Source organism: Chitinophaga filiformis, from assembly GCF_023100805.1.
Classification (GTDB): domain Bacteria; phylum Bacteroidota; class Bacteroidia; order Chitinophagales; family Chitinophagaceae; genus Chitinophaga; species Chitinophaga filiformis_B.
Genome location: NZ_CP095855.1, coordinates 1,861,335 through 1,883,947, shown reverse-complemented (window position 1 = coordinate 1,883,947; position 22,613 = coordinate 1,861,335). Strand labels below are relative to the sequence as shown.

At 44.3% G+C, this 22,613-nt stretch carries 20 protein-coding genes and 1 tRNA gene; 9 read left to right on the top strand and 12 right to left on the bottom strand.

The window, feature by feature from the left end; genetic code table 11:
- Positions 1-107: 107 nt before the first annotated feature.
- The gene (locus MYF79_RS07775) at positions 108-2,561 is read right to left on the bottom strand and encodes a glycoside hydrolase family 2 TIM barrel-domain containing protein (RefSeq protein WP_247813305.1); all 2,454 of its coding nucleotides are present in this window, start codon (positions 2,559-2,561) and stop codon (positions 108-110) included.
- Between the two features lie 532 nt (positions 2,562-3,093).
- On the opposite strand from MYF79_RS07775, the gene rhuM reads away from it, so the two are divergent.
- From rhuM to MYF79_RS07760, 3 genes are all read left to right on the top strand, one after another.
- Entirely contained in the window at positions 3,094-4,086 is a 993-nt protein-coding gene (rhuM, locus tag MYF79_RS07770) for a virulence protein RhuM/Fic/DOC family protein (RefSeq protein ID WP_247813304.1), read from the top strand.
- Positions 4,073-4,840: a class I SAM-dependent methyltransferase gene (locus MYF79_RS07765; protein ID WP_247813303.1), complete on the top strand. Its 768-nt coding sequence runs from the start codon at positions 4,073-4,075 to the stop codon at positions 4,838-4,840. The genes rhuM and MYF79_RS07765 overlap by 14 nt, the downstream gene beginning before the upstream one ends.
- A gap of 151 nt (positions 4,841-4,991) precedes the next feature.
- The gene (locus MYF79_RS07760) at positions 4,992-6,407 is read left to right on the top strand and encodes an aldehyde dehydrogenase family protein (protein WP_247813302.1); all 1,416 of its coding nucleotides are present in this window, start codon (positions 4,992-4,994) and stop codon (positions 6,405-6,407) included.
- A 583-nt stretch (positions 6,408-6,990) separates the two neighbouring features.
- Here MYF79_RS07760 and MYF79_RS07755 read toward each other — a convergent pair.
- The 3 genes from MYF79_RS07755 to MYF79_RS07745 form a co-directional block, all read right to left on the bottom strand.
- Positions 6,991-7,599, bottom strand: a complete 609-nt coding sequence (locus MYF79_RS07755) for a Crp/Fnr family transcriptional regulator (RefSeq protein ID WP_247813301.1) — start codon at positions 7,597-7,599, stop codon at positions 6,991-6,993.
- 94 nt (positions 7,600-7,693) lie between these two features.
- The gene (locus MYF79_RS07750; RefSeq protein WP_247813300.1) at positions 7,694-8,461 is read right to left on the bottom strand and encodes an SDR family NAD(P)-dependent oxidoreductase; all 768 of its coding nucleotides are present in this window, start codon (positions 8,459-8,461) and stop codon (positions 7,694-7,696) included.
- A gap of 261 nt (positions 8,462-8,722) precedes the next feature.
- On the bottom strand, positions 8,723-9,916 hold the full coding sequence (locus MYF79_RS07745) for a hypothetical protein (protein ID WP_247813299.1): 1,194 nt from the start codon (positions 9,914-9,916) through the stop codon (positions 8,723-8,725).
- A 353-nt stretch (positions 9,917-10,269) separates the two neighbouring features.
- Here MYF79_RS07745 and MYF79_RS32405 point away from each other — a divergent pair, with 353 nt between their 5' ends.
- The gene (locus tag MYF79_RS32405; RefSeq protein ID WP_262922384.1) at positions 10,270-10,392 is read left to right on the top strand and encodes a hypothetical protein; all 123 of its coding nucleotides are present in this window, start codon (positions 10,270-10,272) and stop codon (positions 10,390-10,392) included.
- Between the two features lie 572 nt (positions 10,393-10,964).
- On the opposite strand, the gene MYF79_RS07740 is transcribed toward MYF79_RS32405, so the two are convergent.
- Positions 10,965-11,504 carry a hypothetical protein gene (locus tag MYF79_RS07740; RefSeq protein ID WP_247813298.1) on the bottom strand — a complete coding sequence of 180 codons (540 nt, stop codon included), beginning with the start codon at positions 11,502-11,504 and terminating at the stop codon, positions 10,965-10,967.
- A 1,087-nt stretch (positions 11,505-12,591) separates the two neighbouring features.
- On the opposite strand from MYF79_RS07740, the gene MYF79_RS07735 reads away from it, so the two are divergent.
- Positions 12,592-13,125: a Panacea domain-containing protein gene (locus MYF79_RS07735; RefSeq protein ID WP_247813297.1), complete on the top strand. Its 534-nt coding sequence runs from the start codon at positions 12,592-12,594 to the stop codon at positions 13,123-13,125.
- Positions 13,115-13,579: a hypothetical protein gene (locus tag MYF79_RS07730; RefSeq protein WP_247813296.1), complete on the top strand. Its 465-nt coding sequence runs from the start codon at positions 13,115-13,117 to the stop codon at positions 13,577-13,579. The genes MYF79_RS07735 and MYF79_RS07730 overlap by 11 nt, the downstream gene beginning before the upstream one ends.
- 144 nt (positions 13,580-13,723) lie before the next feature.
- On the opposite strand, the gene MYF79_RS07725 is transcribed toward MYF79_RS07730, so the two are convergent.
- Together MYF79_RS07725 and MYF79_RS07720 are read right to left on the bottom strand one after the other, a co-directional pair.
- Positions 13,724-13,797 (bottom strand) — tRNA-Met (locus tag MYF79_RS07725).
- Between the two features lie 94 nt (positions 13,798-13,891).
- Positions 13,892-16,021 (bottom strand): thiamine pyrophosphate-dependent enzyme, encoded by a 2,130-nt coding sequence (locus MYF79_RS07720; RefSeq protein WP_247813295.1) that lies wholly within the window; start codon positions 16,019-16,021, stop codon positions 13,892-13,894.
- A gap of 71 nt (positions 16,022-16,092) precedes the next feature.
- Here MYF79_RS07720 and MYF79_RS07715 point away from each other — a divergent pair, with 71 nt between their 5' ends.
- On the top strand, positions 16,093-16,527 hold the full coding sequence (locus MYF79_RS07715; RefSeq protein WP_247813294.1) for a MarR family winged helix-turn-helix transcriptional regulator: 435 nt from the start codon (positions 16,093-16,095) through the stop codon (positions 16,525-16,527).
- A gap of 398 nt (positions 16,528-16,925) precedes the next feature.
- On the opposite strand, the gene MYF79_RS07710 is transcribed toward MYF79_RS07715, so the two are convergent.
- From MYF79_RS07710 to MYF79_RS07695, 4 genes are all read right to left on the bottom strand, one after another.
- Positions 16,926-17,537 (bottom strand): fumarylacetoacetate hydrolase family protein, encoded by a 612-nt coding sequence (locus tag MYF79_RS07710; protein WP_199657841.1) that lies wholly within the window; start codon positions 17,535-17,537, stop codon positions 16,926-16,928.
- Positions 17,538-17,600: 63 nt separating this feature from the next.
- The gene (pth, locus tag MYF79_RS07705) at positions 17,601-18,176 is read right to left on the bottom strand and encodes an aminoacyl-tRNA hydrolase (protein WP_247813293.1); all 576 of its coding nucleotides are present in this window, start codon (positions 18,174-18,176) and stop codon (positions 17,601-17,603) included.
- A 146-nt stretch (positions 18,177-18,322) separates the two neighbouring features.
- Positions 18,323-18,904 carry a 50S ribosomal protein L25 gene (locus MYF79_RS07700; protein ID WP_199657843.1) on the bottom strand — a complete coding sequence of 194 codons (582 nt, stop codon included), beginning with the start codon at positions 18,902-18,904 and terminating at the stop codon, positions 18,323-18,325.
- A 39-nt stretch (positions 18,905-18,943) separates the two neighbouring features.
- Complete coding sequence (locus MYF79_RS07695; RefSeq protein ID WP_236393165.1) at positions 18,944-19,891, bottom strand: ribose-phosphate pyrophosphokinase; 948 nt, start codon at positions 19,889-19,891, stop codon at positions 18,944-18,946.
- A gap of 240 nt (positions 19,892-20,131) precedes the next feature.
- On the opposite strand from MYF79_RS07695, the gene radC reads away from it, so the two are divergent.
- Positions 20,132-20,842 (top strand): RadC family protein, encoded by a 711-nt coding sequence (gene radC / locus MYF79_RS07690; RefSeq protein ID WP_247813292.1) that lies wholly within the window; start codon positions 20,132-20,134, stop codon positions 20,840-20,842.
- A gap of 62 nt (positions 20,843-20,904) precedes the next feature.
- The gene (locus tag MYF79_RS07685) at positions 20,905-21,888 is read left to right on the top strand and encodes a Gfo/Idh/MocA family oxidoreductase (RefSeq protein ID WP_247813291.1); all 984 of its coding nucleotides are present in this window, start codon (positions 20,905-20,907) and stop codon (positions 21,886-21,888) included.
- A gap of 5 nt (positions 21,889-21,893) precedes the next feature.
- Here MYF79_RS07685 and MYF79_RS07680 read toward each other — a convergent pair whose 3' ends face one another.
- A complete protein-coding gene (locus tag MYF79_RS07680) occupies positions 21,894-22,577 on the bottom strand; it encodes a 2-C-methyl-D-erythritol 4-phosphate cytidylyltransferase (protein ID WP_247813290.1) in 684 nt (227 codons plus the stop codon).
- Between the last annotated feature and the right edge of the window lie 36 nt (positions 22,578-22,613).

The window sequence follows — 22,613 nt, the reverse complement described above, 5'->3', positions numbered from 1 at the left end:
GTTTATAGGTATTTAATATGATTATCGTTCGCGCTTATTTTTTTGGGCATACTCATTATCTCCATTCGGGAATGGCTATTATATTAAAGAGGGGAACGACGGAAGGGTTACAAAGCAATAAACGCTTCTGGTATCCCTTTTACGGCGGCTCCTACCATACTCCTTCCTTTGTTTAGGTGCACACTGATCTGTGCCTGTCCATTGGCGAGTTGTACTTTACGCGAGCCGCCTGCAGTTCCCTGATCATCTATCAATGTGCCACCTCCGGCAATGGAAAAATTGATATAATCTGCCGCATCAAGACAGGGAATGCCCTGTGCGTCTAACAGTTTGACCTTTATTACTGCTGTGTCGCCACTAATGGATTTCGCCATCATCAGCCGGGCAGGTTTCGTCCATTGGTCCGTCTGATAGGTAAAAAAGACTTCATCCGTCACGGACTCCTTGCCTTTACGGGCCACTACTTTCAGCTGGTAATCGCCTTTATGCAAAGGCAATTGCCAGCGAAGTCCCGCAGCCGGGAAGTCCTGGCTGTTACGCTTTTTAACACCATGACTTTTGCCATTGACAAACAGCTCTGCTTCAGGGCAGTTGGAGTACACCCATATCATTTTTTCTTCTCCATCCTTTCCCCAGCGCAGTGGCCAGTTATGTCCATAAATATGGGCCATGGGTTGTGCGGTCCAATAGGATTGAAACACATAGTAAGATTCTTTTGGGGTAAGATCGCGGGCTACTACACCTTTCTGGTTTACGTATGGGACGGGATTGTCAGGACGTAAAGGCGTAGAGAAGTCCTTAAAGATCCAGTAAGCGCTTCCGGTGAGTTGTGGTATAGTTTCCTGTTCTTTGAGGTGCCAGTCTATTAGATTGCATGCATAGGTTTCTGACCAGTCTCCATCTTTGGATGCACGGGCGCTACCACCGGTAAGGGCAAAGTCGCCGGTACGTTCATCGGTACCTTTGCCAGTGGCTACTTTCTTCAGAGCAGCTTCAGGGTATTCAGCGTGGCGGCCCTGATGGCTGTCAGCGCCCCATTCCGCATGAAAGAAGTGCGGCACATCGGCAATAGCCTTTAAAGTTTCATCTTTGTATTCCGTATAGCGGCCACGGTACCAGCCTGCCCAGATGGAAGGAGAATAGACGTCTACAATATCCTTACAAAAATCACAGCGGCGGATGGTCGTTTTACGAGAACTGTCCAGCTGGTGTGCCAGCGTATTCAGTTCACTCATGAAAGCGCGGATCTTTTGTTTGTCAAACTCAGGGAAATCGCCGGGCCAGTCATTTTCATTGCCTAGTCCCCACAAGATCACAGCAGGATGATTACCATGCTGCGCGATCATGTTGGTCAGCATACGGCGAGCCTGTTCTTTGTATACATCACCTCCCAGTCCGCCACGGCACCAGGGAATTTCTTCCCATACCAAAATTCCCAGGCTATCGCATAGATCCAGCACCAGTGACGACTGTTGATAATGTCCCAGCCGTATAAAGTTGGCGCCCATATCCTTTATCATTTTCATTTCGCGGCGAATGAGATCTTCCGTCAGCGCTGCAGCAACACCTGCACCATCTTCATGCCGGTGGGAGCCTTGCAATAACAGGCGTTGCCCGTTAAGCATAAAAGGTCCATGCGTGACAAATTCAAAATGCCGGAAACCAAAACGTCCGCTCCAAATAGCTTCACCAGTAGCACTTTTAAGACGGGCCTGAACGGTATATAGTTGCGGCTGGCCAGGAGACCATTGTAGAGGTTTCCTGATAGTAATGGCCGGCATAGTCACTGTGCTGTCTTTCAGGGAAACCTGTTGTGTATAGTGTTGTACTACTTTTTTCTGCGGATCAAGTATATCAATGTCCAGTGACGCATGTTCTGTGTGCAGCGGATTACGGAATACTGCGCGTAATTGTACTACACCTGTGTTCCCCCGGGCATCTACCTGTGGCCGGACATGTATTTGTTCAATTGACAAAGCGGGGCTGTATACCAGGTTAATATATCGGTACAGGCCTCCATACACATTGAAGTCAGACATCGAGGAAGGGATCATTTCCACGTCACGGGCATTACTGCAACGAATTTCCAGCGGCACTTTGCCTTTATACCGTTTAGCGTCCGCGCTCTGCAGGAACTGCTGTATGGCATCGGTCAGGTCTACCGTCCATTCGTCATAGCCACCGGTATGATGAGCCACGAGCGTGGTATAAATATAGACGTCCGTCTTTTGTCCGGCGCCTTCGAAATGCAGCAGCGTACGGCCTTGTGTATAAGGGTTTTTGATCTCCAATGTAGTTCTGTACCAGCCGGGCCCCTGGTAGTAGTTCAGGTTCGGGTCTACGGCATCTTTTGCATTAAAGCAGTGAGGCAAGATGACTTTTTCCCACAGCGGAACGGATTCGGGGCTACCATCTGCCACCGGGCGTACGGCTTCCCAGACGTTGCCAAGGTCTTCCCTTAAAAATTCCCAGTGCTGTGTAAGGCGTTGGCTTTGCTGTGCCGACGCAATAAATGGAAACAGACAAAAGATAAGTCCTGTTAAGAGCAGGTAACGGATCATCGGTAATAATGAATTATGCGTTCTGACTGGTATTTGTAGATTACAGGCAATAGTTTATCACGCGTCACATTTGATGGTAACGCAGGCGTTATGACGTGTTTTATTGAGAAAAAGAGGGATGGATGACAATGGGTATTTATTCCTTCTTTTTCATAAACCTGGAATCTTGTCCTAAGTTATGCAATCGTTTGCATTAAATGAAATCCCTGGAGAAAAATTGTGTTGAATGGTGCGCCTTGTATTCAAAATGCGCTCAGGATGATTTGTTGTGTCTATAACGTTTGTTGTTGAAGGCACCAATTATAAAAGTTTCGTTATATCACAACAATATTTAATTAATTAATGTAAATTGCCTTTATATCTCCCCTAATTACTTATTGCGTTCTGGTTTACCTTACTTAGTTCATCAGTGCCTGTTAACCGGCACTACGAATCTTATAAGTATTGCATCAGAATAGATCTTTCACGGCTATAGCCGGTGAAAGTATTTTGTTGAATTGTATTTAATAGTAACCAACCATATATAGTAATTATGAATGACAATCAGATTTTTATTTATCAAACGGCAGATGGGCAGACATTTGTTGATGTTACGATGGAAAACGACACCTTATGGCTTTCACAACGTCGTATGGCTGAGCTTTTTGACAAAGACTCCGATACAATAGGGCTTCATATTAAAAATATTTACGCTGATGGCGAATTAGATGAAAAGTCAACTACCGAGGAATACTCGGTAGTTCAGCAAGAAGGCAAACGACAGGTTAAAAGGAAAGTAATTCACTACAATCTGGATGTTATTTTGTCGGTAGGATATCGGGTAAGTTCAAAAAGAGGTACACAATTCCGCATATGGGCTAATAAAGTGTTGAAAGATCACATTGTTCAGGGCTATTCCATCAATGAGAATCGCCTGAAGGAGCAGGGCCAGCAGTTTAATGCGTTGAAACAGACAGTCCGCTTATTGGGAAACGTATTGGAAAATAACCCTTTGACTAACGATGAAGCCACTGGTTTATTAAAAGTGATCACGGACTATACCTATGCATTGGATATCCTGGATAAATATGATCACCGTACATTGACAATAGAGGCTACGCACCAGGAGCAGGCATTTATTGCCACATACGATGAGGCGATGAAAGCTATTCGGGGCCTGAGGGACAAATTTGGAGGCAGTAGCTTATTCGGTAACGAAAAAGATGAATCATTTCAGAGTTCCATTGCTACCATCTATCAGTCCTTTGGCGGTCATGATCTTTATCCCAGCATCGAAGAAAAGGCTGCGCATTTGCTATACTTCGTCGTAAAAAACCATTCCTTCTCTGATGGTAATAAAAGGATTGCGGCATTTCTGTTTGTCTGGTTCCTGGCGAAAAACCGTATTCTTTATCACGAAGATGGGACGAAACGTATTGCTGATAATGCCCTGGTAGCGCTCACATTGATGATTGCGGAGAGCAAACCGGATGAAAAGGACATTATAGCCCAGGTGGTGGTAAGTCTTATCAATGGATATAATTAACAACTATGCCCCACGCTGTTTGGCAGGGTTGCTATCATATGCTTATAAATACACCTTAATAACAATGGAACTTTTAACGGAAAATGCGTTAATCTGGTCGCCTGTCGTTGCCAATAACCGGATGAACCGGAAGCGAATAGCAAGTGGGGTAAACAGCTATGAAAAGGAGTTGCACTTCCATCCGGGAATGTATTTGAATAAGCGCCTTGAGGAACAAGGGCATGTTAAATGGCTGGATCTATGTTGCGGGGAGGGCAACGCGTTGCTCCAGTACGCCGGCGAAATAGCTGTCAAAAACCTGCAGACGCAGGTTACTTTAAAGGGTATTGATCTAGTGGATCAGTTTCAGTCAATCCCGCCGGCTATTAATTGCCTGCAATTCAAAACCGGTTCTCTCGTTGATTGGGAAGAAACTGATCAATACGATCTGATCACCTGTGTTCATGGGCTTCATTATGTGGGAGATAAACTTAAAGCATTAATGAAAGCACTGCAGGCAATCAGTGACAATGGAATATTGATGGCCAATCTGGATTTGAATAATATTAAAATTGAAGGAGATCAAAAAGAGACTTATCTAAAGAAACTGTTCAAGGAAAATGGGATCAGGTATAATGCCCGACGGAAACTTGTTACATGTGAAGGTCCCAGGGATATCCATATCAATCTCACTTATATTGGTGCGGATGATAAGGCGGGACCTAATTATACCGGGCAGGCTGTTGTAGATTCCTACTATTCCATCCGGGTTTAAAATCACCTTGTCTAAGGCGAGCCCTTGATACGGGTTATGGCATAAGGTCGCAATATTCGGGTGGCAGGGCTGACCGTCAAAACAAAGCAAATTGGACTTTATAGCAAATGTCAGTGTCTAAGCCCACTGTAATTTTGCTAAAAAAAGAACAATGAAAAACATAGATCGTATTTACATCAACGGAAAGTTTATAAGCCCAAGGGGAACAGAGAAAGCAGACATCATCAGCCCGGTGGACGGCTCAACCATAGCACAGCTCACCTATGCAAATGAAAGTGATACAGATGATGCTATTGCCGCCGCCAGTGAAGCGTTGAAACACTATGCACAAAGCACAATAAAAGAACGAAGCACTTATCTTCAAAACATCCATGACCAGATCATGAAGAGAATGGATGATCTCATTGAGGCTACCATTATAGAATATGGCGCTACAAAAGAGCGGGCTAAGTGGTCAAACATGCTTGCAGCCACTACTTTCTCAAGCCATATATCCATCCTGGAGCAATATCCATTTGAGAAGAAGGTCAATGAATCGAAGATTGTGATGGAGCCCGTGGGAGTTGCTGCCCTGTTTACGCCCTGGAATTCCAGTTCAGGATCCATTGCCGTGAAGCTTGCGCCAGCGCTGGCTGCAGGTTGTACTGTGATTATCAAACCGAGTGAGTTTAGTCCCTGGCAGGCACAGATCATCATGGAATGCATTGACGCAGCAGGTTTACCGGCAGGTGTGGTGAATATGGTCAATGGACGGGGAGACGTTATCAGCAAGGCGTTAATGGCAAGTCCGGCGGTTACGAAGATCGCTTTTACAGGTTCTACACAGGTGGGAAAAATAATCGCACAGCAATCAATTGCCACTATGAAAAGAACGACGCTGGAATTAAGCGGTAAATCTGCTAACATTATTTTAGAGGATGCGGATATTTCCACAGCCATTCCCTTAGCCTTACAGGCGGGCTTTATGAACAACGGACAGGCATGTATTGCCGGTTCACGTCTATTGATACCTGAAGCTAAAACGGAAGAAGTGAAAGCTGCATTGATAAAAGCAGCAGCGCATTTTAAGGTAGGGAGACCATATAATGATGACGTTAATGTCGGACCGGTTGCCAGCCAGAAACAATATGACCGTATACAACAATATATCAACATCGGCATAGAAGAAGGCGCCGAAGTTATATGGGGTGGGCCAGGGCGTCCTGAAGGCCTCAATGATGGTTATTACGTGAAGCCTACAATTTTCATGGGCGTCAACAATAACATGCGTATTGCCAGAGAAGAGATATTCGGCCCGGTGCTGAGTATTATTCCTTATCGTGATGAAGAAGAGGCTATTGCTATTGCCAACGATACCGATTATGGATTAATGGCCTATATCAGTTCCAAAGATGGCAGTCGTGCAGAAAAGCTGGCAGCTAAGCTCAAAGCAGGCAGGGTACTGATCAACACATTGAAGCATGATCCCCTAGCTCCATTCGGCGGATTCAAACATTCAGGTATTGGACGGGAAAACGGTACGCTTGGGTTGGAAGGGTTCCTGGAAGTGAAGGTGCTGATTGCTTAGTTGCTTTAATAGAAAGTATTAGCGACATAGCAGCGAAAAATAAGTAACTCTTTCAAAAGATCGTAAAATACTAACTCTCGGTATATTGTAAACCCCAAGGATGGATCAAAATAAACGAAGTCCTGGGAATTACTTAAATGATGATCTTGATCTATCTGGTATCCGAAAATACAGATGCTGTATCATACTTTTTTTGATACAGCATCTGTATTTTCAATCATTGGCAGGGCGATTCCGTCCGGGAACATCTTTGATTTAAAGAACATCATCACCTAACATTAACGATATGATTGTAGGCGTTGCCTTTTCCTTATTATTCTCAGGCACACAATCAGTGAAATTACTGTTACTATAAAAACTAAGGTAAGCCCTACCGCCAATAAGGTTAACCATATCCCTACATTGTGTATTCCCGGGAATATGTAAGCGACGAGAGACTCTGACAGAAAAAAATAAACTAATGATAAAAAAAGCCACATAAGAATATGGACAAGGACACAAGTACGTTTCCTCATAGTGTTTACCCGGTATTTATGATGGCATTCAGGCTGGTGATATACTGCAGGGACTGAAATAGGTCGTATTAAGATTTTGCGTACTGCTGTCTGACCCGGCTGAGCGTTTCACGGGTAACACCAAGGAACGAAGCGACCATGTGCAATGGCACCCTGCTGTATAACTCAGGATACAACTTCACAAAATTTACATATCGCTCTTCAGCAGTTTCGCTGATATTGCTGAGTATTCGCCTTTGAGTGGCGTTAAATTTTTTGGCATCCTGTCTTTCCTTAAACAGCTGAAACTTTGGAATTTTTCGTATTAAGGCTTCATAATCATCTTTTTTTATCAGTATTACTTCGCTGTCTTCCAGCGCATCGATAGTGCCTTGCGCAGGAAGGCCTGTACTGAAGCTCTCGCAATCACTGATCCACCAATTTTCAACCGCGAAGTTTAAGATATGCTCCGCGCCGTCCTTACCAATACGATACAGGCGAAGGCATCCTTTGACAACAAAACAATTGTAAATAGAAACATCTCCCTCCTGGAGCAGGTATTGACGCTTGCGTAGTTTTCTTTCAATTGAGACTTGCCTTACAAGGTCCAGTTCTTCATCACGCAGCCCCGCCCCTTCTCTCAAATAAACGGCTAATGACTCAAACATAATTTCACAGCTTTCAACAAAACTATGCAAAATCCGCCAACAGGGTTGCTCTCAGGAAGACATGGAATTGTAAAAAAAGCCCGCAGGGGCACTACGGGCATACTTTGATCTGCTTGTGTTCCAGCTATTTCATCAGGCTGATATTTGTCGCACCACCGTCTACAAGGATCTCCGTTCCCAGAATGAATGACGATTCATCAGACGCCAGGAATACGGCGGCATGTCCTATATCAGACGGTTGACCAATTCTTCCGGTCGGGATTAAATTCACCCAAAGTTGTTTGACCTGGTCAACCTGCTCTTCGGGCACAAACTTGTCAAATACCGGAGTATCGATCGTCCCGGGCGAGATTACGTTCACCCTGATCTTTCTGGACAATAAATCCAGGGAAAGTCCCTTAGCGAGCGATATCACAGCAGCCTTAGCTGCAGCATACACGGCCATTCCCGGAGCTACACGATGTCCGGCAATGGAACCGATAAGTACAATTGAGCCGCCATCGTTCATATATGGGAGTGCTTTCTGCACTGTAAAATAGGTGCTTTTCAGGTTCAGGGCCATGTACTGATCATAGTTTTCCTCTCCTGTCTCAAGCACCGTTCCCATTTTAGCGCCATCAACAACCCCTCCGGCATTCACCACGACGGTATCTATCTTGCCAAACTTTTCGAATGTCGTTTTGAAGATATTTTCGAGATCATCCATTTTGGTCACATCCCCTTTTATTCCGACGAAATTCCCGCCCAGGCTTTGCACGGAAGTGTCAATTGTCTTCTGATTCCTGCCTGTGATAGTTCCCTTTGCGCCTTCGTTCCTTAAAGCCTCGGCAATACCCAGACCGATTCCGCTGTTACCGCCGGTTACCACGGCTACTTTGTCTTTTAGTCTCATTTTGTTCCTTGATTTTTTACGGTTCAAAGTTGGGACACCTTGGCACCATGGTACAAGGACATTTGATAAAAAGTTTAGGTGATAAATGTCACGGTGTTGCGGGGAGGAAAGAATGACCGGGGGGAAAACTTGACAGCTCAGTTTCCAGGGCAAGGTGCCGAACCAAATTATAGACAGCAATTGCGTTAGCACACGAACCAGGATTAGACATTTTGGGTTATTGGAAAATGGCTCAGTTAAATTTGCCGGAACGGGTAGTAGTTAGATAAACATTCCCTTTTGCCGCCATAAGGTAATCACATCTTGTTTCACCCCACATTCCAACAGGATTTCCTCAAGCTCTTCATCGCTATGTCCCTCGATAGACCAGTCGATGGCATACGCAGCGAAATCTTCGCTGACCGGTATTTTACCGAAAAGTTTACTCTCAGTTAAAATAGTGCAGGCCTTACGTAGCATCACACTACCAAGCTGCATATCATCATTTTCCTGCATCATTTGTTCAAGCAAGGCAAAAAGATCTTCGAAAGAAGTTATATCTACCTTCGGACCTCCATATTTATCATTGATAAAAGGGATATCACCACGCTGCATTTTATCTTCAATATCCTGAGCAGATTGCCATGACAAAAGTGGGCGATAATTATCTCCCAGATGATAGTATAGCTCGAGAAAAGCAATCGGTGACTGTATATTTTGATGTATCAGAACTTCAACTATCGCATCAGCCATAGCAGATGCCAGTTTATTTATAAGCGTTGTTGAATCAAGATTCGCTTCATTCCTGTAATAACTCAATTGACTACTTCCGTTTTCAAAAAAGGTTCTGATGCTATCCAGAACTTCGGATTCACCATAGGTATATTCATCATAGGTTGTATACTTTCCTAAACCCGGTGTAATATGAATACTGGAAGACCTGCTAATTCTATTCGCCTCATATTTGAAGCTGATCACTGTAATAAAAAAAGAAGATTCATCATTCTTCAATGTATCTACTCTTTCCTGAGGTGACAGATGCGGGTATCCGCTGCCTCGGCCATTCACAACCAAACGTTGCAGCAACACTTTCCTACCATCCTGAAAAACTATTCGGGTAAATTCAGACGGTACACCCGTGTTAAGACAGAACTCCAGATATTTCACCTCATTGTCGGTATATGTATAAAATCCCTCCCAATTTACTTTGTTATACACATGCCCAAAACATACGTAACAGGGCAAGCCTGTTTCATCGAATCCATATTTATACTTTTCGGCATGTTCCAGCCCAGAGCTATCGTCTATCATTGAGCCACCACTTGGAAATGATGCCCGATCGAATTTTGAAATGTCGTATCGACTACCGTCTGCGTATTTGATCGTATTGACCTGGTTCTTATAATGGTCAATTAAGTGTATATCATTGAATGCCTGCTCCCATCTTTGAAGAAGGTCGTCAAGAAGTTCGTTCATTTGAGAATATTTAAGTTTGATTGGTAAACTCGCAACATCCACCTTCGCATATCAACTTTGCAGATCTATATATAGAGAATATAATGAGTCATTCATTATATTGTCAGAGCAAAGCCAAGTACTACCCGGTCGATGAATGATACATACTGTTGTGACAAAGCCTATATCTTTCGGAGTTAATGTATATCAGCTGCCTACGCAGTGTAAGCGAATATAAATAAAAAATGCCTTCGTAATGAAAACTTCAAACAGGTGTATGTCTCATCGGTTGCCGTCAGATTTGCTATCTTTAAAAATTATTGATTTCGCCCTACATGAAAACTGTCAAACAAGGGGAAAAACAGGTAAAATATATGAATACACAAAGAGATAAAAGTAAAATAATCACCTATCCTCCGGAGGCCTTAAGAAGCTTTAGAGTCGAAGCGTATGAGTGGATAGATAACCTGAATTTCACCATTGATCCGGAAGAGTGACTGAAAAACGCGGAAGAATACACTGCTATAGCAAGGGAAATGTTCTTAGATGCAGGTTGGGCTGGGGATGGGAGAATAGAGCTAATGTGGATTCCCCCCTTTATGTTGGAAGGTAGACAAATAGCAGCATTTACACTTGGCGTTACGATATGGCATGTTAAACAATTCGAAGATGGTACATCCTGGCTATTGTCTCCAATAGAATTACCGGTTTAACAATTTAAGCCGGCAAAACGACACAGCACAAAAAGCGAAATATATGGATAGCCAAAGAGATAAAAGAAAATAATCACCTATCCTCCGGAGACCTTACGAACCTTTAGCGTGCAAGCGTATCAGTGGATAGATAACCTGGATGGCCTTTTTTCCTCTTCATCATGAGTCCACAAAAGATGCTGCATTGCAATTAGGATCAAGTTGAAACCTAGGGGCAAAGCTACGCCTGCCCACTTTTCATGAGGGAACAACACCTGTCAAAAATAATTCACACCGGCTGGCAAATTGGAGCATATTCCAGACATGCCGGCCCCCTCCCCTACCGGGAAGTCATTCGTAAGTAGGTGAAGACAATGTTATGTCAGCAACAATTCCTTCACCGTTTGCACCTCCGGTAGATTGACCGCTATCACAATGACTCTACCACCCACAGGCAGCGCCCTGGCTTTATAATGCCAGTCTACCCCGTTCCAAGCCAAAGATGCCTGCCCGCTCTCTGTAACAACACCATCAGCGTCTACCACCTTTACTTCCACTTCTGCTACACGGAACTCATTTTTGGCAGTCACTACCACCTCCTCGTCTTTTACCTGGATATTTTGGATCTCCGGACTGCGGTAGGCATCCCTGACTGCCATATTGTAGGCGTTTTGCCCTGGCCCTGCCAGGGACGCATAGTAAGCTTTCACTTCCGGATCGGCCAGCGCCTGCTGCGCACGTGCGGAAGCAATGGTCATCTTATCCCTTGCTGCTAACTGTTTTTGTGTGGGCTTTTTCTTTGAAGGGCCGCGTTTCGTCGCCATAATGATCTGCCCATTCCGTTCGTAAATCGTGAATCGTTTGCCGAGGGTTCCCCGTATAAGCTGCAGGAGGATATTGTCTTTAACAATGGCCATAAAAAGGTTTTTTGAGGTTATAAACTACAAGCTTACTGATTATATACAACTAATATACGGATAACTATGCATAATAACATCAAAAGTATATGTAAATATCACCTCAATATCTAAGGATATATAGATACCCTTTAAATGACCTTTTAGTATCATCCTGGTATCCATTCAGTATGCTAGTCCGAAGCCGACCGGATACTATTCCAGACCTGGAAGAAAGGACGCTACGTACCTGGGAGCTCTTATCATTAAGGTGTTGAATGCCGAATGATGAAGCCATTCGGTTCGTGAGTGCGATGTGAGGGTAAGGGAAATAGAAATTTCCTTATTCAGACGTTCAAAATTTATGCTCGATCACAAAAAATTTCTCAGGTTTTCAACTTGATCCAGATTTCTTCTTATACCTTATTCTTTCATTTCGAAGTGAAACATAAAAAACGCGTGCGGAGACTAAAAATATCAGTACTTCCAATATAAGATAGATTCGAATCAGACATCCATCACTACCACATGGCTTGGCACCTTTAACTATGAATACAAATGAAGTTAAGATTGCCGCGGATGAGAAAAGAAGAAAAAAAACGTTCAGAATTCTTGCCATTGTTGAAATTGTAATTATGCTAAGCTAAAAAGGTTTTCAAGCGTCTGCCCGAAAGCCTTTTTACCATCGTAGCGGGAAAGGTACTATTGTTTAACCGATTTGTGCATGATCTAAATGCGTATAGTCATCTGAAAGATCCCAAAATTGATAACCCCAATCGGACGTTAGCTCCGGTTAATGAGCGCCTACAATACTTGGTAAGTAGGTATCCTAAACATCTAATCAAATTTGAGCCCCGTGATAAGAAAATACCGACAAGTCTGCTTTTTGTCAGGCAATCGATTGACAATCAGCCTCTTTATCATTTTTATGATATGTCAAAAATGACATCTATATAAATGGAACGCAAAGCGATTATGCTATTGTCTTATTGATCGTTTCTTGCATTATTATACCCGGAATTGATAGTCAAATTTTCGACAATCATTATTCACTATTATAGTGTATATTTATTTAGAATTACTAAATTTTTTAGTAAATTTGTATTATATGTCTGACTTTAATCTTGATAAAGAAAAATCTATTGCTGCTCTTTTGTACATTATACAAAAAGTAGGCGGCTCTCTTGACATGTACAGTCTTTTAAAAATTCTGTATTTCGCGGAGAGCAAACATTTGGTTGAATATGGTAGGCCAATTACTGGTGACAAGATGGTGGCCATGAACCACGGTCCCGTGCCTTCTTCATCCTATGATAGTGTAAAGTTCAACACTATAGATTCAAACAACTTTCAGAACGAAGACAATATTGTCACAGCTGAACGGGCTCCTAATCTTGATTGTTTGTCAGAAAGTGACATTGAGTGTTTGGACGAATCCATCGCCGAAAACGGTGGATTAAATTTCGGTAAACTAAAAAGTAAGTCGCATGATTCTGCTTACGATTGGGCTATAAAGAACTGTGGAAAAAATTCTATCATACCCTACGTTGAAATTGCAAAAGCGTTTGGGGCAGATGAAGCAATGATTGAATACATTAAAACCAGTTCTGAAAATCAAAATTGCGCCTTTGATGGGCACTAGTAGCATAGGTAAAATCTTTACCGAAGAACAACGAAAAGAATTGGCGGATTTGAATCTAAAACCAGGTGCCATTCTAAAATTTGACTGTTTAATCGCAAAAAAAGAAAAGAGATTTGTATTCGCAGGGATTAAATACGATGGCCTTTCGATCGGGTTGGTACATATTAATTCAGAAATAAATGAACGAATATTTCATTCTCCTAAATTAAAAGATGAGCACTATAAAATACTCTGTGCTGATTACACAAGTCTAGAATGGGACAGTTTCGTGAATTGTTCTCAGCTTATTATAAGACCCAAACAAGATATTTATAATATTCTTCTTAAAGATCCAGGCTGCCATTTAGAACATTTAAGCCAAGAACACTTCGATGAAATAAAAATCAAACTCTGCAAATCAAGAGTATTGTCCCCAAGTCAAAAGAAAGAATACGGACTATTCCACAATTGCTAATTGGCTTTACTTCTCTCTCTTGTTTTAGTTATTTTATTATTATCTCCAGTTGCAAAAATGGTTTTCTTCTAAATATTTTTCAAATTGTAAGTTAGAAAACAAAAAGGCTTTCAAGCGTCTGCCTGAAAGCCTTTTCAATTTCTGTAGCGAGAAAGGGAGTTGAACCCTTGACCTCAGGGTTATGAATCCTGCGCTCTAACCGCCTGAGCTACCTCGCCATATTTCAACCGTCTCACTTGTCCAAAACGGGAGTGCAAAGATAATAGGGAATTTCCTAAAAGCCAAGAGCTACCCTTAAAAAGTTTATAATATTTAATAAGCTAACAATTCCTTCATTGTTGCAGCTACCTTTTCAGGGTTCGGCAACATCGCATTTTCCAGTATGGTATTGATCGGTACTGCCGGCAGATCAATGGCTCCGAGTGCGAACACTGGTGCGTCCAATGATTTGAAACAGCGGCGTTGAATCCGTCCGGCCAATGCCTCGGCAAAAGAATTGTTCAGCTGCTCTTCTGTTAAGATGAGTGCCTTGCCATGTTTTTTAACGGTAGAAAAGACCAGATCTTCATCCAGCGGGAATAAGGATCGCAGGTCAATGATCTCCACCTGGCCAGGGAAATTGGCTGCTGCTGCCTGTGCCCAGTATACGCCCATACCATAAGTGATAACGCAAAGTGTATCCCCTTTTTTCAGATCGCGGGGGTGGGCCTGTTGTACGATCCTGCCTTTACCCAGCGGTAATACGTAGTCTGCATCCGGCTCTACGGTGATAGCGCCCTGTGTACCTGGCACTTTACTCCAGTACAGCCCTTTGTGTTCCAGCATGACTACCGGATTGGGATCAAGAAAAGCCGCCTTCATCAAGCCTTTCATATCAGCGGCATTGGAAGGATACACTACTTTGATGCCTTTGACGGTGAGCAGGGTGGATTCCACGCTACCGGAATGGTAAGGTCCGCCACCACCATATGCGCCGATTGGGACACGTATGAGTGTCTGCACGGGGAACTTCCCATTGCTCAGGTAACAGGATTTGGAGATCTCGGTCACCAGCTGGTTAAAGCCGGGATAAATGTAGTCAGCAAACTGGATCTCGACTATAGGCTTGACGCCCACAGCGGAAAGGCCGGCGGTCGAACCAACGATATAGGCTTCCTGGATGGCAGTGTTGTACACCCTGTCATCGCCAAACTTTTCCGCCAGTGTGGCTGCTTCCCGGAATACGCCTCCGAGCCTTCGGCCTACGTCCTGACCAAAAAAGATAGCTTCCGGGAATTGTTGAAGGATCTCCTCTACCGCGTGCAGCGCAGCATCCACCATCATGACCTTATTACCGTTGGAAGGGAACCTGTTACCTTTTTCAGCGGTAACTGCTGCCGGAGCAAAGACATGATCGGCCACTGTATCAACAGCAGGATCCGAGGCTTCTTTTGCCCGGTCGAATTCGAGACTGATATATTTTGGGGTGTCTGACTCTATTGCCAACAGATCCTTCTCCTGTACACCAATCTCCAGCAGCCGCTGCCTCAGCAATGGTTTAGGATCCTTTGCCGCATGTAATGCCAAATCGGCTTCCGTACGATACCATTCTTTCCTTACGCCCGAGGTATGGTGCCCTAACAAGGGAACACAGGCATGTACCAGGATCGGCTTCCGCTCCTGTCGTACATAACCAATCGCAGCGCCCATTGCATGAAAGCACTCCTCGAAATTGCTGCCATCCACACGCATGCGTTCCATGCCTTTAAAACCAGCTGCATATTCATAGGCATCCATTACCCGTGTTTCAGCTGCACTGGCTGAAATGCCCCATTCATTGTCCTGTACGAGGTAAATAATGGGCAATTCCCATAATACAGCACTCTGCCAGGCCTCACTCACTTCTCCTTCCGTTACACTGCCATCGCCCAGGGAACAAAGCACTACCGGTGCTTCTCCTTTCGGTCCTGTTCTTAAAGCGGCAGCCCCTATCTTTTCCAGGTAGCGAATGCCTTGTGCCATGCCCGTGGCTGGGATCACCTGCATACCCGTGGCACTGCTCTGATGGGGGATGCAAGGCTTTTCCGGATCCAGGCTGCTGGGGTGACTGTAATAAGAACGCCCACCAGAAGCGGGGTCATCCCGCTTTGCCAATAGTTGCAGCATCAGTTCATACGGTGTAAAACCCATTGCCAGCAGCATGCTGTCATCCCTGTAATAGGGACTGGCATAATCCCAGGGACTTAACTGCAGGCCGGCTGCAATCTGGATGGCCTCATGACCGCGGGAAGTAGAATGTACATATTTGCAGATATTGCGGTTCGCTTCATAGATGGCCGCCATCTCAGCAGCCTGACACATGAAACGGTAAGCCTTCAGAAGTGTAACCTGTTTGCCGGAAGACCGCTCCTTACCGGGAACAGCAGCTTTAAAAGTTGGAACACTTATACTATCTTTAAACACGTAAGAATTGTTTTGGTGTGTGACTCTTTTTTAGTTGCTAAAGCAACTATTGCTACTGCAAATTAACAAATATGACTGATACTTTTGTAAGCAATCCGTCTTTTTTTAAGTTGGACGCTACCTTAAAACGGATACGGAATTACTGGCAAAAAACCTTTGACGCCCACAAAAAAGATATCACTGTAGACCAGTGGTTACTGATAGAAAATCTCTATAAGCACAAGAAAATCACCCACAATGAGCTTGCCAGAGTGACCTCAAAGGACATTACCACCGTTTCCCGCATTATTGAACTGCTCGTAAAAAAAGAACTGGTGGTCCGGGAAGGCTCCCCGCAAGACCGTCGAAAGGTATTTCTCCAGCTGACCGCCAAAGGTTCGGAAAAATATAAGGACGTAAGGCCCCTGGTACTGGAAATGCGGAAAACCGGATGGGCAGGCTTGACTGAAAATGATTATACTGAGTTGACAAGGATACTGGATGTGATCTATAATAATATTCCCTGATTATCTGTGAGTCGAAAACTATGCGAGTCCTGACTATGAATGTTACCGTCTGATATCTGTCGCTAACGTCAACTATCTGCCAACAGCTACATCTCAACATTGAAATTTCCCGGATAGTAGTTTTGTGCTGCCAGCTTAGATCATACACTGCACATGCGGTGCCGAGGGCTATGTTCATAACAAATACTTATCGCGTGATTGACCTTCCATGCTGTAACGAATATGGATGTATGTGAGTTAAGCATGCCTGTGTAACAGTGCCTTCTCTACCATAAAGGGAGGGAAATATAAGGCTCGCCTAATACACGTCCGAGCTATCAGGAACAAGGTGGGTATAAAACAAAAACGCTTAACGTAAACTCTTACGTTAAGCGCTCCTTATAATTAATTACCTGAAATTATTTTATCATGAATTCCAGCAGGCTGTCGTTCTCAATAAACGCTTCCAGCGTATCCCCTATTTCTACGGGTCCCACACCAGCAGGTGTGCCGGTAAATACAAGATCCCCAATGTTCAGCGTGAAGAATTTTGAGATGTAGGCAATAAGGAAATCAAAAGAGAACAACAGGTCTTTTGTATTACCCTGCTGCACAAGTTCCTTATTCTTATAGAGACAGAAATTGATATCTTTCTTGTCCATCTCCGGCGTAATAGGAATAAACTGTCCTACTACAGCGGAATTATCAAAAGCTTTAGCGATCTCCCATGGCAATCCCTTCTGCTTCTGTTTGTCCTGCAGATCGCGCGCGGTAAAGTCAATGCCAACGCCTATCTGATCATAATATTTATCCGCAAATTTCTCCTGGATATGTTTACCGTTCTTGCTGATACGCAGCACCAACTCACATTCATAGTGAAGATTGTCGGTAAATTCAGGATAATAGAACGGATGGTTGTTCTGCAACAATGCATTCTTCGGCTTCATGAAAATCACTGGTTCAGTTGGCACCTCATTTTTCAGTTCCTTTGCATGATCAGCATAATTTCTTCCGACGCAAATAATTTTCATGACAGATTTTTCTTGGTTTTAAGGTTAAATAAACGGATCATATCAGATTTCGTAAATTTATTGCTAATAAGGATAGACCAGGGTATTAAAGATATTCATGGTACGTGGTAAACCCACAGTCGCAAAGCTCTCGATCAGTTCCACACATTTCCCCAGTTTTGCCATTACAATGGCCCATTCCTCATTATTCCATTTACCCAGAACAAATTCTACCTGCCTGCCGCGGGGAAAATTGTTCCCGATACCGAAACGCAAACGCGGATACTGGTTGGTCCCCAGCAATTCCTGGATGCTCTTCAGCCCGTTCTGACCGGCATCACTTCCACCAGCGCGAAGACGTATCACTTCCAATGGCAATGCCAGATCGTCTACTAATACCAGTATATTTTCCAGTGGCACCTTCTCTTTATCCATCCAGTATTTCACAGCCTTTCCACTCAGGTTCATGTAAGTGGTGGGCTTTATCACCACAAAAGTGCGCCCCTTCCACTTCACTTCGGCAACATCAGCCAGCCGATCTTCCCGGAAGCTACCTCCATGCTTTTTCACAAAAGCATCTGCAATGTCAAACCCTATATTGTGGCGTGTATGTTCGTATTCTGCACCTATATTACCCAATCCTACTATCAGGTACTTCATCGGATTACAATTTTAATGCTAAACACTGTATTACGCCCTGCCTATATATACGAAGGAAAAGGAAACGTAATGCAGGGCAAAAATAGAAAAAGTCCCATCCCGGACGAGCCGGAACGGGACTTTTTGCAAAATATTCTGAAAGAAAATTATTTCTTTTTACCTTCTGCAGCTTCTTCCTGACGCAGCTGACGAGTCATTACTACGGAAGCGATAGGAATACGCGGAGAGTTCAGGATCTCGATGTTTTCAGCAACAACGTCTTCAACACGGATGTTAGCGTTCAGCTGCAGGTTGTCGATGTTCACCTCGATGTTCTCACGCAGGTATTTAGGCAGTGCCTTTACTTTCAGCGTCTTCATCTTTACTACCAGTTTACCACCGGCTTTAACACCTTCGGACTGACCAGTAATTCTGATTGGCAGTGTAACAGCAACAGGCTTGTCTTCTACCAGTTCCATGAAGTCAACGTGAGCCAGTTCATCTGTAACAGTGTCAAACTGTTTGTCTTTTAATACACATTTGTAGCTTTTGCTACCTACCTTGATCTCAGCGATCTGGAAATCAGGTGTATACACCAGATTTTTGAAAGCTGTTGCCGGCGCTGAAAAACTTACGGTTTCTGCACCCCCGTAAATAACACAAGGCACTTGTCCCTCAGAACGTGCCTGGCGGGTGGCTTTTTTGCCAAATTCGCTCCTGAGTTGTCCTTCGATTGTTATCGTTTTCATTGATTAAACATTTATGATTATTATAAATAATGCTTGTTCTTATCCCCTCCGGTGACTATGAACGAACAGGTTCGTGATGGACCTGTTTTCGTGCATGTTGCGGATAGCTACTGCAAAGAGGTCCGCTACGCTGATCACTTTGATCTTTGGACTCTGCTGTTTCAGCGGCATCGTATCGCAGATCACCAGTTCTTCCAGTACGGAGTTGTTGATGTTTTCGTAAGCCTTACCACTCAATACAGGGTGTGTACAAAAGGCCCTTACACTTCTTGCTCCCTTCTCTTTCAACAGGTTGGCGGCCTTGGTCAATGTACCTGCAGTGTCGCAGATGTCATCTATCAATACAATATCCCTGTCTTTCACATCTCCTATCACCACCATGGAAGCAATTTCATTCGCACGCTTACGGTGCTTGTCGCAGATCACCATTTCAGCATTGAAATAGGCTGCTACTTCCCTTACCCTGTTGGTGCTACCCACGTCAGGGGACGCAAAGGTAAGATTTTCCAGCTTCAAATTCTCAATGTACGGGATGAAAATTGCGGAGCTATCCAGGTGATCCACCGGGATGTCAAAGAACCCCTGGATCTGGGGAGCATGTAAATCCATGGTAATCACACGGTTAGCGCCTGCAGAAGTCAGAAGGTTAGCTACCAGCTTGGAGGCAATGGCCACCCTGGGCTTGTCCTTCCTGTCCTGCCGGGCAAAGCCAAAGTAAGGGATCACCGCAGTGATATAACCGGCTGAGGCCCTTTTCGCGGCGTCTATCATCATCAACAGCTCCATCAGGTTGTCTGAAGGGGCATTGGTACTCTGTACCAGGAAAACATAATCACCGCGGATACTTTCCATGTAGATGGGCTGGAACTCACCATCGCTGAACTTCTGAATGGTCAGCTTACCAAGACCGTTACCGTAACGCTTTGCAATTTTTTCTGCAAGAGCTGTATTACTGTTCCCTGTGAAAATTTTTACTGATGGTTGCATGGATTATTAGAAAGAGGTTGCAAAACTATGCTTTTTGGAGTAGCTATTCTTATTTTTTTAGTCCTTGTATACCGGGGTACACAATTCCATTATTTCCCAAATAGATAACGTGATTATTTACAATGCCTTACATTCACACTTTGCGCCGTGGTGCCTTATCAGGAGGCTAATTTAAAATAAAATCGGGGGATGTGAAAAAAACCGGAAGGAAGGAATATATTTGCTAAGAATATTAGCAAAATGGAAATGGTAGTTAACCCAGCAAATCACGTTGCAATCAAGGACTGGGCAGTAGATGACCAGCCACGGGAAAAACTGATCAATAAAGGCAGCACAGCTTTAAGTGATGCAGAATTGTTGGCTATTCTGCTCAATAATGGCCATAAAAAAAAGTCTGCACTGTCACTGGCCCAGGAAATATTACGCCTGTCTTCCAACAACCTTGGGGAACTGAGTAAACTGAATGTACAGCAGCTCAAAAAGCTACAGGGAGTTGGCACCGCCAAGGCCAGTGCTATTGTTGCGGCCATGGAACTGGCAAGACGCAGACAGGCAGGATATATGCATGCCAAGAAAACGATCCGCACAGCCGCTGAAGCAGCCCTCTATTTTAAACCCCTGTTAGGCGATTCCTGTTATGAATCATTCCATGTACTATACCTCAACCACGCCAGCCGTGTGCTCCAGCACCGCTGTATCAGCAATGGCGGCATCACCGGTACCGTAGTTGATACAGGGCTCATACTGAGAGCCGCAGTCGAGCTGGGTTCCACACAGCTTATCCTCTGCCACAACCATCCATCCGGCAATCTTCGCCCAAGTGCAACAGATGTTCACACCACAAAAAAACTTATACAGGCGGCTGGTTTGTTTGATATCCGTGTACTGGACCACATCATAGTTTCTGAGGCCGGTTACTGTAGCATGGCAGAGGAAGGATTCATTACATAATATCTCGATATAATACTCTCTTTTTCCTTACATTCGCAATTATTTTATTATCAGATACTAACATGCTCAAAATAGGAATCTTCGGTGTGGGGCACCTGGGCAAGATACATCTATCCCAATGGGCCACTATGAAAGACGTAGAAATAGTCGGTTTTTTTGATCCGGGTAACGCAAATGCCGACAGTGTAGCTCAACAGTACCAGATTCCGAGATTCACTTCCGCGGAAGAGTTGATACAAGCATCAGACGCGATAGACATCATCGCTCCTACTACACAGCACTTCAAATTATGTGAACAGGCTATCCGCAACGGGAAACACATCTTCGTGGAAAAACCGATGACCAACACCATGGAAGAGGCTAAAACACTGGTAAAACTGGTGGAAGAAGCCAATATCAAGTTCCAGGTGGGCCACGTAGAGCGCTTCAACCCTGCTTTCCTCGCCCTCAAAGGACATGAACTGAAACCTATGTTTATTGAGGTGCATCGCCTGGCTGAATTCAATCCCCGCGGAACAGATGTCAGCGTGATCCTCGACCTGATGATCCACGACATAGATATCATCCTCAGCATAGTACAATCCACCGTCAACCGCATCTCCGCCAGCGGCGTAGCTGTAATGAGCGATACTCCCGACATTGCCAACGTCCGGATAGAATTCCATAATGGCTGCGTGGCCAACCTGACCTCCAGCCGCATCTCCCTGAAGAAAATGCGTAAAATGCGCCTCTTCCAGAAAGATGCCTATATCGGTATTGACTTCCTCGATAAAAAGACGGAGATCATTAAGCTGAAAACGCCTGAAGATGAAGGACTCTTTACCCTGGACATAGAAACCAATTCCGGTAAAAAGACCATCGCTATTGATAATCCCGAGATCAAACAGGTGAATGCCATCCGCATGGAGCTGGAACTGTTCCGTGACAGTATCGTCTTCAACAAACCTGTGCCGGTAAATGCAATAGACGGATTACAGGCAATGGAGGTTGCCCACCAGATCCTGGCGAAGATCAATAAGAGCCTGTCTGCAGACGTGGCTCAATAAAATAGCTATAGATTCTTTTCTTTTAACAATGCGCCGGCAATGGTCAGATCAAGCGGGCGCGTGATCTTTATATTGGCTTCTTCGCCAGGTACCAGGTGTACGCGATGCCCCTGGCGCTCCACTACTGTCGCTTCATCTGTAAACAAAGGATCGTAGGGTAATTCAAATGCGGGCAACAACCATTCAGATAAAAACGTCTGTGGGGTTTGTATGATCTTGAACTGTTCGCGGTCTACTGCTTTATTCCCCTCTCCTTCCACCTGCCGGATACTGTCTTTCATATCAATAACCGGAATAGCACTTCCTTTCGTTAAAGCAGCTTCATAACAGGCACGGATCAGCGAAGTGCTGATGAGTGGGCGTACGCCATCGTGTACAAACACAACTGAAGGCCCCTTCACTTCCTGCAGACCATTCTTTACAGAATGAAAACGGGTTTCCCCTCCTTTGACAAGGGTAAGGCCTGCGCCCGTATTAAACTCATGCAGCCAGGGCTCAACATATCCAAAATGCGCTTCCGGTAATACCAATACAATACGGATATCGCTGAAAGCACTCACAAATGCATTCACTGTGTGCCATAATACAGGCTTTCCTGACAGATCGAGGAACTGTTTGGGAACAGTGCTTCCCATACGGGAACCTGACCCACCGGCAACAATGATCGCTATTTTATTACGTTGTTCCATAAATGGCCTTACATGAATAGTCCTGTCCCGTATGGA